At 48.0% G+C, this 14709-nt stretch carries 15 protein-coding genes; 7 read left to right on the top strand and 8 right to left on the bottom strand.

Annotated features, from left to right (window positions below; translation table 11 throughout):
* Positions 1-186 precede the first annotated feature (186 nt).
* From JMI88_RS08290 to JMI88_RS08280, 3 genes are all read left to right on the top strand, one after another.
* Positions 187-579 (top strand): response regulator, encoded by a 393-nt coding sequence (locus JMI88_RS08290; protein WP_201361341.1) that lies wholly within the window; start codon positions 187-189, stop codon positions 577-579.
* 92 nt (positions 580-671) lie between these two features.
* A complete protein-coding gene (locus tag JMI88_RS08285) occupies positions 672-1073 on the top strand; it encodes a response regulator (protein WP_201361340.1) in 402 nt (133 codons plus the stop codon).
* Positions 1074-1529: 456 nt separating this feature from the next.
* Positions 1530-2054 (top strand): zinc ribbon domain-containing protein, encoded by a 525-nt coding sequence (locus tag JMI88_RS08280; RefSeq protein ID WP_201361339.1) that lies wholly within the window; start codon positions 1530-1532, stop codon positions 2052-2054.
* Positions 2055-2132: 78 nt separating this feature from the next.
* On the opposite strand, the gene JMI88_RS08275 is transcribed toward JMI88_RS08280, so the two are convergent.
* Both JMI88_RS08275 and JMI88_RS08270 read right to left on the bottom strand, forming a co-directional pair.
* Positions 2133-3503: a cytochrome P450 gene (locus JMI88_RS08275; protein ID WP_201361338.1), complete on the bottom strand. Its 1371-nt coding sequence runs from the start codon at positions 3501-3503 to the stop codon at positions 2133-2135.
* A gap of 19 nt (positions 3504-3522) precedes the next feature.
* Positions 3523-4065, bottom strand: coding sequence for a PadR family transcriptional regulator (locus tag JMI88_RS08270; protein ID WP_201361337.1), 543 nt, complete (start codon positions 4063-4065; stop codon positions 3523-3525).
* Positions 4066-4342: 277 nt separating this feature from the next.
* Here JMI88_RS08270 and JMI88_RS08265 point away from each other — a divergent pair, with 277 nt between their 5' ends.
* Entirely contained in the window at positions 4343-4651 is a 309-nt protein-coding gene (locus JMI88_RS08265) for a hypothetical protein (protein ID WP_201361336.1), read from the top strand.
* Between the two features lie 297 nt (positions 4652-4948).
* Positions 4949-5539, top strand: a complete 591-nt coding sequence (locus tag JMI88_RS08260; RefSeq protein WP_201361335.1) for an HdeD family acid-resistance protein — start codon at positions 4949-4951, stop codon at positions 5537-5539.
* A gap of 232 nt (positions 5540-5771) precedes the next feature.
* On the opposite strand, the gene JMI88_RS08255 is transcribed toward JMI88_RS08260, so the two are convergent.
* From JMI88_RS08255 to JMI88_RS08235, 5 genes are all read right to left on the bottom strand, one after another.
* Positions 5772-6794 (bottom strand): DUF4349 domain-containing protein, encoded by a 1023-nt coding sequence (locus tag JMI88_RS08255; protein ID WP_201361334.1) that lies wholly within the window; start codon positions 6792-6794, stop codon positions 5772-5774.
* 329 nt (positions 6795-7123) lie between these two features.
* A complete protein-coding gene (locus tag JMI88_RS08250; RefSeq protein WP_201361333.1) occupies positions 7124-8170 on the bottom strand; it encodes a LacI family DNA-binding transcriptional regulator in 1047 nt (348 codons plus the stop codon).
* 149 nt (positions 8171-8319) lie between these two features.
* A complete protein-coding gene (locus tag JMI88_RS08245; protein WP_201361332.1) occupies positions 8320-9546 on the bottom strand; it encodes a glycosyltransferase family 4 protein in 1227 nt (408 codons plus the stop codon).
* 187 nt (positions 9547-9733) lie between these two features.
* Positions 9734-10117, bottom strand: coding sequence for a tetratricopeptide repeat protein (locus JMI88_RS08240; RefSeq protein ID WP_201361331.1), 384 nt, complete (start codon positions 10115-10117; stop codon positions 9734-9736).
* Between the two features lie 454 nt (positions 10118-10571).
* Complete coding sequence (locus JMI88_RS08235; RefSeq protein ID WP_201361330.1) at positions 10572-11468, bottom strand: TlyA family RNA methyltransferase; 897 nt, start codon at positions 11466-11468, stop codon at positions 10572-10574.
* A gap of 455 nt (positions 11469-11923) precedes the next feature.
* Between JMI88_RS08235 and JMI88_RS08230 the strand changes: the two genes are divergently transcribed.
* Entirely contained in the window at positions 11924-12292 is a 369-nt protein-coding gene (locus JMI88_RS08230; protein ID WP_201361329.1) for a hypothetical protein, read from the top strand.
* Between the two features lie 251 nt (positions 12293-12543).
* On the opposite strand, the gene JMI88_RS08225 is transcribed toward JMI88_RS08230, so the two are convergent.
* A complete protein-coding gene (locus JMI88_RS08225; protein WP_201361328.1) occupies positions 12544-13611 on the bottom strand; it encodes a fatty acid desaturase family protein in 1068 nt (355 codons plus the stop codon).
* A gap of 405 nt (positions 13612-14016) precedes the next feature.
* Between JMI88_RS08225 and JMI88_RS08220 the strand changes: the two genes are divergently transcribed.
* Entirely contained in the window at positions 14017-14667 is a 651-nt protein-coding gene (locus tag JMI88_RS08220; protein WP_201361327.1) for a TetR/AcrR family transcriptional regulator, read from the top strand.
* The last annotated feature ends 42 nt before the right edge of the window (positions 14668-14709 follow it).

The raw sequence follows: 14709 nt of genomic DNA, 5'->3' as shown, positions 1-14709 counted from the left end.
TGCTCGCCGTACACGGCGAAACAAGCACTTTTTGAAGAAAGATCTATATAAACCTGACACAAAAGGCTCAATAACTATCTTCTCGATTAAGCTATGTATTATAATAAATTATCTTAGCCATTTCTCTGCACACAATGAGCTCAATTTTGGCACATTGTATGTGCATTCCAATTATGAGGTATCAACGTGGCCACACGAATTCTTGTTATTGAAGATGAACCAGATATTTTAGAACTTTATCGCTTGCTCCTCGAAGGCGAGGGGTACGAAATATATACAACTGATACCATATATACTGATCTTACTGAAGTAGAGCATATTCAGCCGCACTTAATTGTTCTAGATTTAATGATTGGATTCAAACAAGAAGGATGGACATTTTTTGAATTGCTTCAAAAGCATACCCAGACCGCATCAATTCCTCTTATGCTCTGTACGGCCGCAGAACATGAATTGCAAGACAAGATCGATGCATTAAAGACGCCCACCATCGATATTGTATTCAAGCCATTCGATGTCGAAGAGCTCTTACAGGTTGTAAAAAAGTTGCTCGCGCTGCCCCCAACCCCGACGTCCTAAGCAACACACCAGACGCCTTTGCGGCGACATTAAAAGAAGCCAGTAAAGCAGTTTTTTTATTTCCGAACTGAAGCGCATCCGGGAGGAGATTTGTGCCTCATTTTGAGTTACAGAAAAACGAAGAAATAAAACATACGCAAACGACGATAGTCATTGTTGAGGATGACAACGCGATTGGCTTATTCCTCACATTAGCCTTTTCCGAGGAGACACCTTATCGATCGATTCTTGTCCCAACGGCCGAACGGGCACTGAGGGTGATCGAAACGGTCAAACCAGACCTGTTCATTCTAGACTATCAACTTCCTGAAATGGATGGCTTGCAGCTCTCTCGTGAACTTCGCATGCAACAGGCCTTCTACGACACTCCAATTATCCTGATGAGTGCAAATCTCCCACGAGGAGCGTTTGCACAACTCAAGGTGATCGGCATCGCCAAACCATTCGATCTGGACGAACTATTAGATACTGTCAATCGACTTCTCAATCAATAATAAAGATGAACAATTAAAACACATTCCAGTCATTATCTGGACATCTTCAGCAGACGATGAAAGGATCACCGCTTGTTTCCAGCAGGGAGCTAATAGCTATATGATCAAGCCAGGCCGGCGAGAGAATTTTTTGCAAAACGCGGAATTTTTACAGGCTTATTGCAGCAAACCTCAAAATCAGACATCCACACACCAACACTGACAAGAAATATACTTCCTCCTCAGAGGCACCCTGTGAGCCGGCAAACAGGCTTCTGAGCAGATTGTAACTGCCCCTAATTACTCAAGCTAAATTGTGACCTGATTCACATCGCAACCTTGTCGTATTGACCAGCAGGTATTTTGCATGTAATATATTCATCAACAGCATAAGGTGACAATCACTCAAATGTGTAGAGACAAATGAAATATTCACGCTCCTGACTTTACAGGCTTATCTGATCTGGAGGTACAACGTTGACTCAAGCGCCTTATATAATAGAGGCAACTATTACGCTGGCATCGATCAGCCTTATCTATATCGCCCTGTTCTTCTGTGGCCTGGTCGTTTTTCTGCTCTCTCTCATAATACTTCAGTGGGCCAGAAGCAAGCAGTGTTCCGTCTGTTTAAAACGTCTGCGCCGCAGCGACAACTATTGCCACTATTGCGGTACCGCAACCCATCCAATTGTCACATCGGGTCGCCAGGGCACCTATGTGCCACAAACCATGCCCTGGCAGGCACCTCCCTCAACATCCAATTACAGACCAGCCACAGCATGGCCAGCGGCTAGCAATCCAGGTGTCATTGAAACGCCCCTGCAGTCGCCCATGCTAGCCGCCACACCCGTCAGATATACCGACAGCTATCACACCACCAGTGATGAGCCGGATTATCTATGTCCCACCTGTAATGGTCCACTCCATTTAAGCGACACGTTCTGTGGTAATTGCGGAGGTCGCCTGGTGCCCACCGTCAACCAGATACGCCAACATTCGTAGGCGCGCCTCTTGCGGGCGCTTTTGCCCGTAGGTGCGCCCCTTGCGGGCGCTTTTGCCCTTCAGGCACGAAAAAACCAATCACGAGGAGTGCCGCAGCGCATCGACTTTGATACGAAAGTTCTTGCCCGGTGCGGGCGTAGGATCATGTTCAATGGATAGCTGATAATCCACGGGATCCATACTCAATTGATAGCGATGAAATAGCGTCGCCATCGTCACCATGATCTCTATTTCAGCGATGCCGGCTCCCAGACAGGTGTGATTTCCCAGCCCAAAGGGAAAATAAGCGCCGCGCTGGCGATGCTCATTCCGAGGCTCGCGATAGCGATCGATATCAAAGCGTTCGGGCTCAGGATACAACTCTGGCAAAAAGTGCGACACAGTCATGGCCACAAACACATCGTCGCCGGGCGACAACTGATAGCCAGCATAGCTCAACGGCTGCGCCACGCGCGCACGATGACCGGTCGCCACCGGATACAAGCGCAGCGTCTCCATCGCCGCTCCATGTAACGTAGTCAACTGCTTAAGAGTCTCCCAACTAAAATCGCACCGTGACCAGGCAGCATCCACTTCTTGCAAGACCCGATCAAGAACATCCGGATTCTTCAATAACGCATAAGTCATAAAACTACAGGTATTGGCAACCGTATCCAGACCCACCAGAAAGGGTCCCAGGCCAGCCAGTTCCAGCGCTGACTCAGGATAGTGCTCAGGGTCCTGCGCCGCCCGCTCTAAGATTTCATCAATCATATCAGGCTTGCCACTCACGCGCGGATGGCGGCGATGTTCCTCAAGCACGGCCCGACCGAGTTCAAGTACACGCTCCTTAGCACGTAGAAACTCCGGCGCAGACAGCGCCTGTCTGGCCTGCTCGTCCTCTCCGAAGGCACTTTTAATCGAGGTATCCAGATACGCAATAAAATCTTGCAGATACTCGCCAGGTCCAAAGTGAACCAGCAGTTGACCCAGTTGCTCCGAAACAATACGCTGCATGGCCGGTCGGACCGCGATACTGGTTCCAGGTTGCCAGGATTGTGTATGGGCTATGGTAATATCTACCATATCGGCCAGTTGATCCAATACCCGGGTTCGTGAATAGGTGCGGCTCGCCTGGGCGCGGCGCTGCTTGTTCGCCTGGCCATCGCGCGCCATGCTCCTGTCAGTGGTACCTTCGATGTGCATGGCAGCATCAAACTCCTGCCATTGTTCTTGCGTGGTGAAGAACTCGTCTTCATAGCGAGCAATAAAAGCATTGGCATCTGGGCCGGCCAGAACGATCAGGGGTCGGCCAGAACTGCGTTGGGGAAGGCGGAAAATGGGTCCAAGCTTACGATACTGCTCAACAAAGATATTATGTGCGCCACGCAGGTCTTCGGGATTAACCATTGGTGCCAGAGGGGCATCGGTCACGCCCGCTTTCCACTCTATAGCTAGCTGCTCAGTCATCTGTTCACCTCTCAAACAGTTAGCAAGATTGATGCTCTAGCTGAGACAAAAATTCTTGCTTCAAGCTATCGATCCATACCAGTTCATTCTGTATCTGCTGCAATTGAAACTGCAGCAAACGGCGAGCATAGGGGCGCTTCTCCATCTCTTCAGTCGCCCGCAGCATCGTATTCATATGCTGCATATGTTTTTCGACAGATTGCGCCCTCATGGTCAGAATATCGACACAAACCGCTGGATCTAACCATTCAAAAAAAGCCACACGCACCATAAACTCAGCATTATCGCTCAAACTTTCTGGCGTATATTCACGCAGAAGAGCTTCTAACACCTCCATGCCCCGATCAGTTAGCTGATAGATATGGCGATCCGGCTTTCCCTCCTGATGCAACACCTGGCGCTGTACCGCTCCCATATCTTCGAAGCGTCGCAATGCTGGATATAAAATCTTATTATTTAATGAGATCGACTGTCCCAGAACACGCTGAACGCTCTTCTTCAGCTCATAACCGTGCTGTGGCCGTACCCGCAGCATCGTTAATATCAGGATATCAGAGTACATGATTCCCTTTCGCTGCCATTTTTATAGGATACAAACATCTAAGTTCTTTACTCATAGGTGATGATAACCTAAAAAATAGAGAAAGTCAAGAGTTTTATTGGAATGGGACGCAAAATAAGCTTGAAGAGAAAGAGTATTTTTGGTTAATTATTGGTGGTAGAGCGTTTATTTAGGCGTTTAAATCGTCTAAATAAATGAAGGCGGATGTGAATAAAAACCACACTGAACGCACCGCATTTAGCACTACCGGAAATGATGGTAAGGGAGAATAAAGAAGATGAGTGACTCTCGTGCAACATTTAGAGAAGCCCGTTTGCGGCATAATATCACACTTCACCAATTGATTAAAGACACCAACATCGATCCGCGGGCAGTCATTTTGCTGGATCAGCAGAATCAGGGAACGCCCGAGCATATCGACCGACTCCTGGCATCCCTTTCGCGTCTATCAGGCACAGAATACTCACGGCGCACAAAAAATATTCGTGCACTCACGTTTAAACTGCATCCAGATTATGAAAGTATCACACCAGATGAAACTGCCGCACAGCTCGCGGCAGAACTCCATCCAACCAATGATAAGTAACAAATCATGTCTGTGTCCGGCATAGTTGAACAAATCCAACCAGGCATACATCTTTTGGTGGACCCAACCTTACCTCTCGGCTATTATACTTGTTAGGAAATATTGCATACCACCACTGTCCGGTGGACAGAAAAAAAGCAGAGAGGCAAGGTTCAGGAGTATGTTCACAACTATGCTATTACATGCTAAACCCTGATACACTGACGGCTTGTACCATACGTGGCTGACCTGGGAAGCGCGTTCATGCGCTACATCACAAGAGGCACCGGTTACATAGCCACGGGAGAAATATATAAAATGAACGCAGAACCGAGCATACTTAACGAGGTCGCCCGTAACTGGTGGGTCACAGCTATACGAGGAGCATTAGCCATCATCTTCGGCCTGGCCGCCTTCTTTTTTCCACGCATGACCCTGTTCTTGCTGACCTATCTCTTTGCCGCCTTTTGTCTGCTAGATGGCATCTTCGCAATCGTTACAGGCTTTCAAGCGCGCCGCTTGCTACGGCACACCACCTGGGCCCCCCTACTCGAGGGCTTCTTCAGCATCGCGATTGGCCTGATCGCCCTGCTCCTTCCAGCCATTATGATCACAGTATTTATATACATGATCGCTGGCTGGGCCATTGTTACGGGTATACTCAAAATTATAGCGGCATTTCGTCAGAAGGAGCAGATTGCTCCCGAGTGGCCGCTGGCGCTGGTAGGGTTGATCTCAATTATCTTCGGAATTATCTTCTGTCTCAGGCCACACCTGGGCATCCGCATTGTCCTGTGGATGATCGGTACGTTTGCGCTGGTGATCGGGGTCGCCCTCCTCTTCCAGGCCTTCCAGACACACTCGTTGAAAACAGACAACCATCCACCAGAGTTTTTTGAAAACATTTAGGCACATGCGCGCCCGAGCCATTTTTAGAGTGTGTCTGAAAGCCAGATGTTTCGCGCCTTCGGCCCCTGACGATTCGCACCTTCGGTGCTCAAAACGGTTGTAATTGGTGGTGCAGAAAATGTGCTGTGCACATTTTCTGCACCACCAATTACAAAGGATGCGGGCGCGCATGCGCCCGCCCGTACGGGGGCGCTTTACTACCCATCGCCATGGACTTCAGACACGCTCTGAATCAGGTATGTGGCTGTGGCGGCAGCGGTGGTTTATAGGTAGCCAGGAGCGGCGAAACGATACGGCCAATAGCTACGCGGTATTTCCTGATCAACCAGGCCACAAGCACAACCGGAACTACATAAATGCTGAACGCCAGCAACCAGATTAGAAACGTCAGCAAGGCACGTCCAAAGCTCAAAGAAGCGGTGAAAGCCTCGCCAAAGGAGCCGCTAAACGACCAGTCAGTATTGGTCTGTGGAGCGGGATCAGGTATATTGGGGATGATAGGCTGCAGGTACAGGTTGACGGTATAAAAAGTAACCTGGCTGGATAATAATTTTAAGTGCGCCTCCGCGGTCTCAATATTACCTTCGACCTCAGACAACTTTTGGTCGATCGTCACAATATCACTGACCGCCTGAGCTTGACTCAATAGCGTTAACAGGCGTGCCTGCTCTCCCTTATAATTCTTAATCCGCGATTGCGTATCGACATAATCATTCGAGACATCTTGCACCGTCTCTTTAAACCCAACTAATTTACCACCGGTTGACCCCTGAACATTGTAGTCGCGCAGGTAGCTATAAATTTGAGGGTATAAAGTGGCCTGGACCGAAAAAGTTAGCGAGACATTATAGTATTTGTCGCCAACCTGTGTATAATCAGCTCCAGCTGAAGAAGAACGAGGATCGGTAGTAGCAATCCAGGACTGAATATCGCTGGCAACTTTGCGCGTATCCTTAACCTGCATGGTCACATTCAATGTTTTAATCAAATATTGAGGACCAGCATCCGCCGAGGAAGACTGTGAGTTTCCAGACTTGTTCTTTTGAGCGCTCGTCGAGGAAGAACCTGAATTGGTAGAACTACTACCACTGGCATTATTAGCTGAATGATCAGCTGGCCGTTGCGCCGTCGGCATAGAGGATGAGGTATTGCTAGTAGCAGATCCAGCAGAACCACACGCAGCCAGCCAGAGGGCCAGTAACATAACACAAGCAAACAGTAATAACTTTTGATGAGACACCCATGTGCGCAACATAAACCTACTCCTTTAGAGGATATGTATTGGTCGGGTAAGCAAAACAATAGTGAAGTGTCCTTTAAGAATCATTCGCCATCATATTGAATGAGAATACATTAAACTTACTCTACTGAAGAGACGTTAAAAGCCTTCCAGGAGTTCCCTCTACACCGGATGTATCAATAATTACGCTGCTTCCCATTCTAAATCTCTCAAGAGAGAAGCCCATCCCCAATAGGTTCGGGCCTTGCGCCCGATTTCTCGTCGATACCCGAAAAACGCCCCTCATAGGTTCGGGCCTTGCGCCCGATTTCTCCCTCGACGCACGTAAATGTTCTATTTTTGAATTAAAGGTATTCGGGGCAGGGTCCGGTAGATTGGCGCACCACCAGGCGAGTAGACAGGGAGGTATGGATAGCGTCCAGGCGGGCTTCGGCCCGGTTACGAAAGAGCACATCGACGCCGGTATAGCCAAGCTCATAACGCGGCTGATGGACAGTTGTTAAAGTGGGAGTAACAAATGAGGCAAAGCGTGCGTCATCAAAGCCAACCACCGAGAGGTCACGAGGAACAGAGAGGCCCTGCTCGGCAGCGGCACGCAACACGCCCACGGCCATATCATCACTAAAAGCAAAAATAGCGGTCGGCCGTTCTGGCAGGCTGAGCAGTTCCATGGCAGCCTGATAGCCACCTTCAAGGGTAAAATCGCTCTCGCGAATTAAAGCAGGATCATGTGGCAGGCCGGTTGCAAACATTACGGCTTGATAGCCTGCCAGGCGATCAATGCTCATGCACCAGCGCGTATCACCGACCAGAAGACCAATCCGGCGATGTCCTAATGACAGGAGATGCTTGGTGGCCGCACGAGCACCACCAATGTTGGCCCCGGTAACAGTTGGAATATCATCGCTCAAGGGAGTGCGGGGATCAATTACGACAAAAGGGAAACCAGCGTGACATAGTTCCAGCAACTCAGCATCCGACTCTTTTGGTAGCACCAGCAAAGCCGCATCCATACCTTCCACCTGCAAACGCTCCAGCAACGACGGTTCCGGTCTACAACAAGAAGAACGCGAGCAAAAAGACAATTGAGCTTTTTGCTTGTTAACAGCGTCAGTAATTCCATGGAGCATGCCCATAAAATGCTCTTCATTAGGAATACTTACTCCTATACGCTGCAAAGGTGCACGCACGATAGCATGAGTATGGCGGTGAGAATTATATCCCAGGTCTCGCACATGTGCCAGAACCTTATCTCGGGTCGCAACAGATACATCCGGGCGACCATTCAATACCCGCGATACCGTTGAGATAGAGACGCCCGACTTGCGAGCGACATCCCAGATGAGTGCACGAGATTCACGTACACGCGAATTTTCTTGTCGATCCTCCAACTAGATCCCCTGTTTAAATCACTTAATCAGACTGTGTAATTACCGTTAAATAATTTCCAGTTAGTTCAAAGTGTAGTAAGCATTCATTTGTTTGTCAAGCTATATCATTTTGCAAACACAAAAGTCATACTGCCAGGCCCTGCCAATGGTTAAGCTTGATGCTGCTTAGAGCGCGTAGCTTTGTACTGCAGGTAGATACTACTCCAGAACAGCAAGCACACAATCAAGCCAACCAGGCTAAAGCCAAGAAATTTAAAGATGCCGGTCAGGAATAGCGCGCTCAGACCAAACAGGGCGGTCGTCGCGTAAAAAATGTAGCAGATCTGGCGAGCGCTGAGGCCGCCAAATAATAAGCGGTAGTGGAGGTGGGTTTTGTGGGAATACTGCGGCAACAGATCTCGCTGCATAGGATTCTGTCCACGCCGCAGGCGATTAACCGCGACCCAGGCGATATCAAGGATAGGGATGCCTAAAATCATCAGGATGAGAGCGAATTTGGCTCCACCCATAATCGAAAGCATGGCTAGCGCGATACCTAAAAATTGGGAGCCGCTGTCGCCCATAATGATGCGCGCCGGATGCCAGTTATGCGGCAGAAAGCCAGCCACGGCACCAGTAAAAATAGCGGCCAGGGTAGCAATAGTATACTGGGATAGCTCCAGGCTAATAATCGTCACAAACAAGCCCGCAATAGCGACAATGCCGGCCGCCAGCCCATCCAATCCATCCATAAAATTAATGGCATTCATCATCCCAACGAACCAGAACCAGGTAAAAAGGACGGCCGGGATGGTGAGCCAGGAAACAACGGGCTCATGAATAAACAATGTCAACTCAGGCTGTTGATACCAGGGAACCGCCGCACCCGCCACCGGGGGCTGATGGACAAAGGGATTATGGAAACCAAAGAAGAGTACGCCATGAAACGAGTGCAGGCCAGGACCCATCAAGATCAATACCGCCACCGTCTGCGCCAGCATCTTAGGCAGTGGTCGCATCCCTTTTACATCATCATAGGCATGAACCAGCACGATCAGTAGCGACGATACCAGGAACAGGCTATAAATGACCAGTTCTTTTGAGACCGCATGGCCAAAAATCATTTCTGATACGCCAGGCTGCACAGCCAGAGTGGGTAGATAGAAAAGCAAAGAAGAAAGCAGGAAAGCCACAAAAATTGCCAGTCCGCCCAGGCGAGCCAGAGCTTCCTTATGCACCTTATGGGCTACTACCGGCTCAAACCAATTCATCTTACGACACAGCGCCAGCACTCCATAAGTCGCCACATAGGTTAATATAAATGCCACGACACCGCCAAGCAGCAATGTCAAATGGTTCGCAACCAGAAAATCAATCACAGGCCACACAGAATTCATAGCCCACCTTATCTAAAAATTGGGAACGCCCTTCCCTCACCTTTAGTATAAAAACTTGCGCGACGACTGTCAGGGATTTCCACTTCAAGCTAGTACTTACGTCGACCAAAAACATCAAAAAATCAAAAATGCACAAAAAAACTTCCTACTAACAAGCGCGGTGGATGAATATAGGAAAAGCATCCAACTATTCTTCGTTAACGTAGCCAAGGCTGCGCGCACGTTCACACGCTTCCAAAGCTTCCTCCCCGCGATCTAATCTGGTAAGCGCGTAGGATTTCTGCTTATAGAGCCACCCATCATTGGCGTAACCCAGGTGGCGCGCACGTTCAAAGGCTTCTAAGGCCTCGCGATAGCGCTGCAATTGATTAAACATCCAGCCCTGCTGCTCATATAACCAGCCTTCATCAATGGCATCCAGCAACAAAGCATATTTAATAAACGTCAGCGTCTTCTCATGTTTGGCCGCGCCAACAAAGATATTGCCATCCTCAACGTAAGATTGAGAAGACAAATCAGCAGCCAGTACATTCGTATTGGAAAAAGAAGTTTGTTCTGAAGGTTGCATCATTTGATATCCCTTAAGCATAATCTCATCCATTATAATCGGGTTTTATATGCAATCAAGTATGTATGTATAGCCTCCTTGCTTCAACTCCCGGCATATATAAACCGTTGGAGCAGAAAGCAAACAGATATCTATTCATACGCTATAACCACCTATTAAGTAACAATCGAGCTGCCAACGATGTGCTTGCAGCACATATGAGTTAGCTTCCCCTGCTCGCGCTAATAGTTATATAATGGTAATCGTTTAATCCCTTCTATATTCTTGACGTTTCACAGACCAAAAAAACAATAGGAATATGAACCCTGTGGGTTCGGGCCTATGATCTTTTACTTTTTAAGAAGGTATAAATGATCTCTTGTATTCCCGCCTTCGGCGGGAGGAGGGGAGAGGATGTTGGTGGGGACACCCCACCCCCGGCAGGAGGGGCTGGCCGCCCCTCCTGCACCTCCCCGCTTTATATATATCCGACCTGGGTCGGGCCGATACCATCTCCCATAACCATAGAGTACAAAACATCCTCGCTATACAATTTTGACGCCGCCAGAGGATCGAGCAGGAAAGAGACAAAAAATTCGTGTACACCATTGCGCGGCTGTAAAGCGAGCTTAGCCAGGCCCTCAACAGCCAGTCCATTAGTAGTGCCAGCCTGCAATATACGCTGCAGAACTTCCACCAGTAAGTACGGCTCCTCGATATATCCCTTGCGGCGTGCCTCGCTACACTCCACCTCAAATAACGGCTTCACCAGCGCCAGGATGCGTCCCTGCTCTGGCAGCAACGAGACGGCAATGGGCAACGCTTTCGTCAGCGAGAGATAAGACAGATCCAACGAGATCAGTGTAGGAGCCGGCGAGAGATCCATACCAACCAGATCGCTGAAATTAGTATGTTCGTAATTGCGTACGCGCGCATCTAAGCGCAAACGACCCAGCAACTGACCATGTCCAACTTCAACCGCATACACCAGGGCAGCCCCGTGTTGCAATAAACAATCGGTAAAGCCTCCAGTCGAGGCACCACAATCAATCGCCACCGCCTGCTGCACATCTATCCCGAAATGATGGAGGGCGGTCTCCAGTTTATAGCCACCCCGGCTGGCATAGCGCAAATGATCCTTCACACGCAGCGCGGCCTGGAAGGAAACCAGCATACCGGGTTTATCTAAACAACGTTCATCAACCAGCACTTTTCCGGCCATCACCCAGCGCCTGGCCTCATCAAGTCCTGGAAAAAAACCGCGCTCAACCAGCAGGTGCGCCAGCGGTAGGCGCCGGGGTAGTTTAGCACGCGCTGGAGGCTGAGCGATCGAGGGAATAATAGATGGCTCCTGATTGAACGAAGCAAAGGACATAGTCGGGCAACCTTCCTTAGAATGTGTCTGAAAGCCATACGGTACGCGCCTGCGGCCCCTCACACGACGCTCCTGCGGAGCTCAAAAGAGGTTTTTTATGTTGGTGCAAAACGTGCGCAGTGCGCACGTTTTGCACCAACATAAAAAAGAGATTGAGGGCGTCAGCGCTCCCAGGCTGGCACATAACGTAATTTCCATGATCATGGGAATCAAACACGCTCACTAACTAACAACATACATAATTCACCTATCCAAAAGGGTAGGTTTTAAATCAAGAAAGAATATATCAATAAAGAGACGTATCACAGGTAATTTTCTTAAATAATACATAAAAGGGCATGATTTTCAGCATACAGAAATGGGGTATCAAAAGGCATATATAAGCATATCAAAATAGCACTTAAGGCTAAATATATAATGAAGATAGAAGGTTGGGGTCAGTCAGGGAGGGTTTTATGCAAGTACTACCAAAAACGGGTATTACCGTCAAACAATACGGGAAATTTCATGTACGCAAGGTACAAATGCCAGCAGAGCAGCAGCCTCTGGGCATGCTGCAAATCTCTCTCGAACAAAAGGATGCAGATGAACTATTTATCGGCTATATTCCAATCCAAAATAGCGACCTCCCATTTGTCCAACAGCGCATTCGTTTCTGGATACTTGAGCAGCAGAGTCAGCTTAATCAGGTAGAGCAATGGATAAGCGATACTTTTGATGCTCAAACTCTGGAAAAATTGCAGGATCTCAATAGTATTCTGAAAGATAGATATGATCAGGTTCTGCAGGCTCTTCAGGAAATAGATCATACTCAGCAAAGCTAACATTGTTCGCCCCTTCTTGCTAAGAAGGGGCCTGAAAGCCCTGAGTTTCGCGCCTGCGGCCCCTCACACTACGCTCCTGCGGAGCTCAAAAGCAGTTTTTCTGTTGGGTGCAAAGCGTGCGAAAAGCGCACATTTTGCACCCAACAGAAAAAAGATTGGGGACGCCTGCGTTCCCCAGGCCCAGGGGCGCCTTGCTTCCCAGGGTCGTGGGCTTCAAACCCATTTCTGAAAGAAGAGGAGAAAAAGAGCTATTAAGAGAAGCGGCGCAGAGAGGCTCCTATCTGATGCAGATGCTGCAAAATTTCCTTGAACGATTGCAGGACATGCGTCTCGTGGTAGGGAATATCACGCTCCTCACAGAAGAGTTTCACCACGCTGCGAGCCTCTTTTAACTTGTTGCGAGGCATGCTGGGGAAGAGGTGATGCTCGATTTGATAGTTTAAACCACCATAAATGAAATCAATCAGGGGATTACCATAGATATTGCGTGAGGTCAACACCTGGCGATGCAAGAAACCAACCTGACTCTCTTTATCCAGGACTGGCATACCTTTATGGTTAGGCGCGAAAATAGAACCCAGGTAGAAACCAGCAACGGCCTGATTCAGAGCAATAAAGATGATTGCCTGCCAGATGTTCATACTGTAGAAAATCGCCGCAAAATATAGAGCAAAATGCGCAATTATCGTAGCCCACTCAAAACCATAAAATCTGGTCTTGTTTCGCAACAAAAAAACAATACTGTTATACTGCAGGCCAATTGATACCGTCAGTAGAGCAGGCAGAAAAATAAAGGCTTGATGCTTCACTAAAAATTGCCTGAATTTGCCAATCTGTGCCAGATCCTCTTTCCCCGTAAATTCCAGAAAAGGAATTTCAATATCTGGATCCATATCAACCTGATTGGGATGACTATGATGACTATTATGTTTATCCAACCACCAGGCATAGCTCATGCCAATACATAAATTTCCGCCGATTAAACCAATCAGATCATGCTTCCAGGAGCGATTAAACATCTGGCGATGGCCAGCCTCGTGGCTGAGCAAACCGATTTGAGCGAAGACGAAGGCCATGAAAATCGCATTGATGAGCTGCAGCCAGAAAGAATGAACAACGAGGAGAAAGATCATGCTAAGTGCCAGCAAACCGATTAGCATCAGCACACGATAGGTGTAGTAACCTGGCTGCTTATCTAACAGGCCACGTCTTTTCATTATGCGCTTTAACTCAGCAAAATCACGGTTAGAGGTTTCAGGGGTATACTGTTCCAGGGAGGTGTCATTGCCAGGTAATGTGAGCAATGCAGTCTTCTTCATTACGGCTTCCTTAATACAAAAAATGTACACTTGCGATATTGAATCAATATCATGTGTCGAATCAACTGATGTTCTTTATGATGTCCGGTCAATAGGTGCTACTGTTGTATTTTCAACCAGGGGACAGCAAAAGCGGGATAAGTGCAGCATTCATTCCTGCCTGTTAGTTGTTCAATACACCAATGTACCTGGATATCCATATGTGCATCCATAAAAGACATCATCCATTAGAGAGAAAGATCAGCAATTTTGTTTCAGAATATGGAAGTGTGAAAAATATACAGGACTTTATGGGCAACGTTATACCTTCGATTATTACTCTTGACAATCTTTCTATGCTACATGTATATTCTGTATGGTACTTATTTAATGTTCATTAAGTAACCTAGCTAATGGTAAATATTAATGATTTTTGACCAGAGAAGCGCTAACGAAGACAAGCGCCATACAGAGCGAGATCCAGAAACCCAGCGCCGCATTCTGGCAGTCGCCGAACGACTCTTTCTTGCCAAAGGCTTCAAAGGGGTATCAATGAAAGATATCGCCGACGAAGTCCAGGTAACGGCTGCCGCACTCTATTATTACTTTCCTGGCGGCAAACAAGAACTATTCATAAATATGGTCCAGCAATGGGTAGACAACTGGACCAGGCAAACCTTTGAAACAGTTTCTCATGTCGAGGGCACACGCGCCAAGCTTATCAGGCTGGCAGAAGCTTTTTTTTCGCGTCAATTCAGCAACTTCTTTGCACTTATAAGAGACCTCGAAGAGTTTTGTGGGGACAAGCCCGGCAAAAGGGAGCTGTTCAGGAAAAATCGTCAGGACCGCCAGCACCTCCAGGATATTTTCCAGCAGGGGATTGATAGCGGGGAGCTCAGGTCAGACGTACCAGCTGAAACATATATATCTATGTTTGAAGGAATTATGATGGGCATACAATTTAAGCGGCACTTTCATGTCGATCAAGAGAACGAAGTACCGGTTGATGTGCCTTTCATGGCTGAAACGGTTGTCAGTTGTCTATTAGATGGTATATCCAAACAGCCTGGCCGATAAGCTGGTCGTTAAAATATAACCCTGATAAACCAATAAACACAT

Source organism: Dictyobacter formicarum (genome assembly GCF_016587435.1).
The sequence above is the reverse complement of the archived record's forward strand: the minus strand, read 5'-3'. Positions and strand labels throughout refer to the sequence as shown.

Bases quoted from the DNA above. Each gene is read 5' to 3' on its own strand.
- JMI88_RS08275 (WP_201361338.1), bottom strand. From the start codon at position 3,503: ATGACTGAGCAGCTAGCTATAGAGTGGAAAGCGGGCGTGACCGATGCC.
- JMI88_RS08270 (WP_201361337.1), bottom strand. From the start codon at position 4,065: ATGTACTCTGATATCCTGATATTAACGATGCTGCGGGTACGGCCACAG.
- JMI88_RS08265 (WP_201361336.1), top strand. From the start codon at position 4,343: ATGAGTGACTCTCGTGCAACATTTAGAGAAGCCCGTTTGCGGCATAAT.
- JMI88_RS08260 (WP_201361335.1), top strand. From the start codon at position 4,949: ATGAACGCAGAACCGAGCATACTTAACGAGGTCGCCCGTAACTGGTGG.
- JMI88_RS08255 (WP_201361334.1), bottom strand. From the start codon at position 6,794: ATGTTGCGCACATGGGTGTCTCATCAAAAGTTATTACTGTTTGCTTGT.
- JMI88_RS08245 (WP_201361332.1), bottom strand. From the start codon at position 9,546: ATGAATTCTGTGTGGCCTGTGATTGATTTTCTGGTTGCGAACCATTTG.
- JMI88_RS08240 (WP_201361331.1), bottom strand. From the start codon at position 10,117: ATGATGCAACCTTCAGAACAAACTTCTTTTTCCAATACGAATGTACTG.
- JMI88_RS08235 (WP_201361330.1), bottom strand. From the start codon at position 11,468: ATGTCCTTTGCTTCGTTCAATCAGGAGCCATCTATTATTCCCTCGATC.
- JMI88_RS08230 (WP_201361329.1), top strand. From the start codon at position 11,924: ATGCAAGTACTACCAAAAACGGGTATTACCGTCAAACAATACGGGAAA.
- JMI88_RS08225 (WP_201361328.1), bottom strand. From the start codon at position 13,611: ATGAAGAAGACTGCATTGCTCACATTACCTGGCAATGACACCTCCCTG.
- JMI88_RS08220 (WP_201361327.1), top strand. From the start codon at position 14,017: ATGATTTTTGACCAGAGAAGCGCTAACGAAGACAAGCGCCATACAGAG.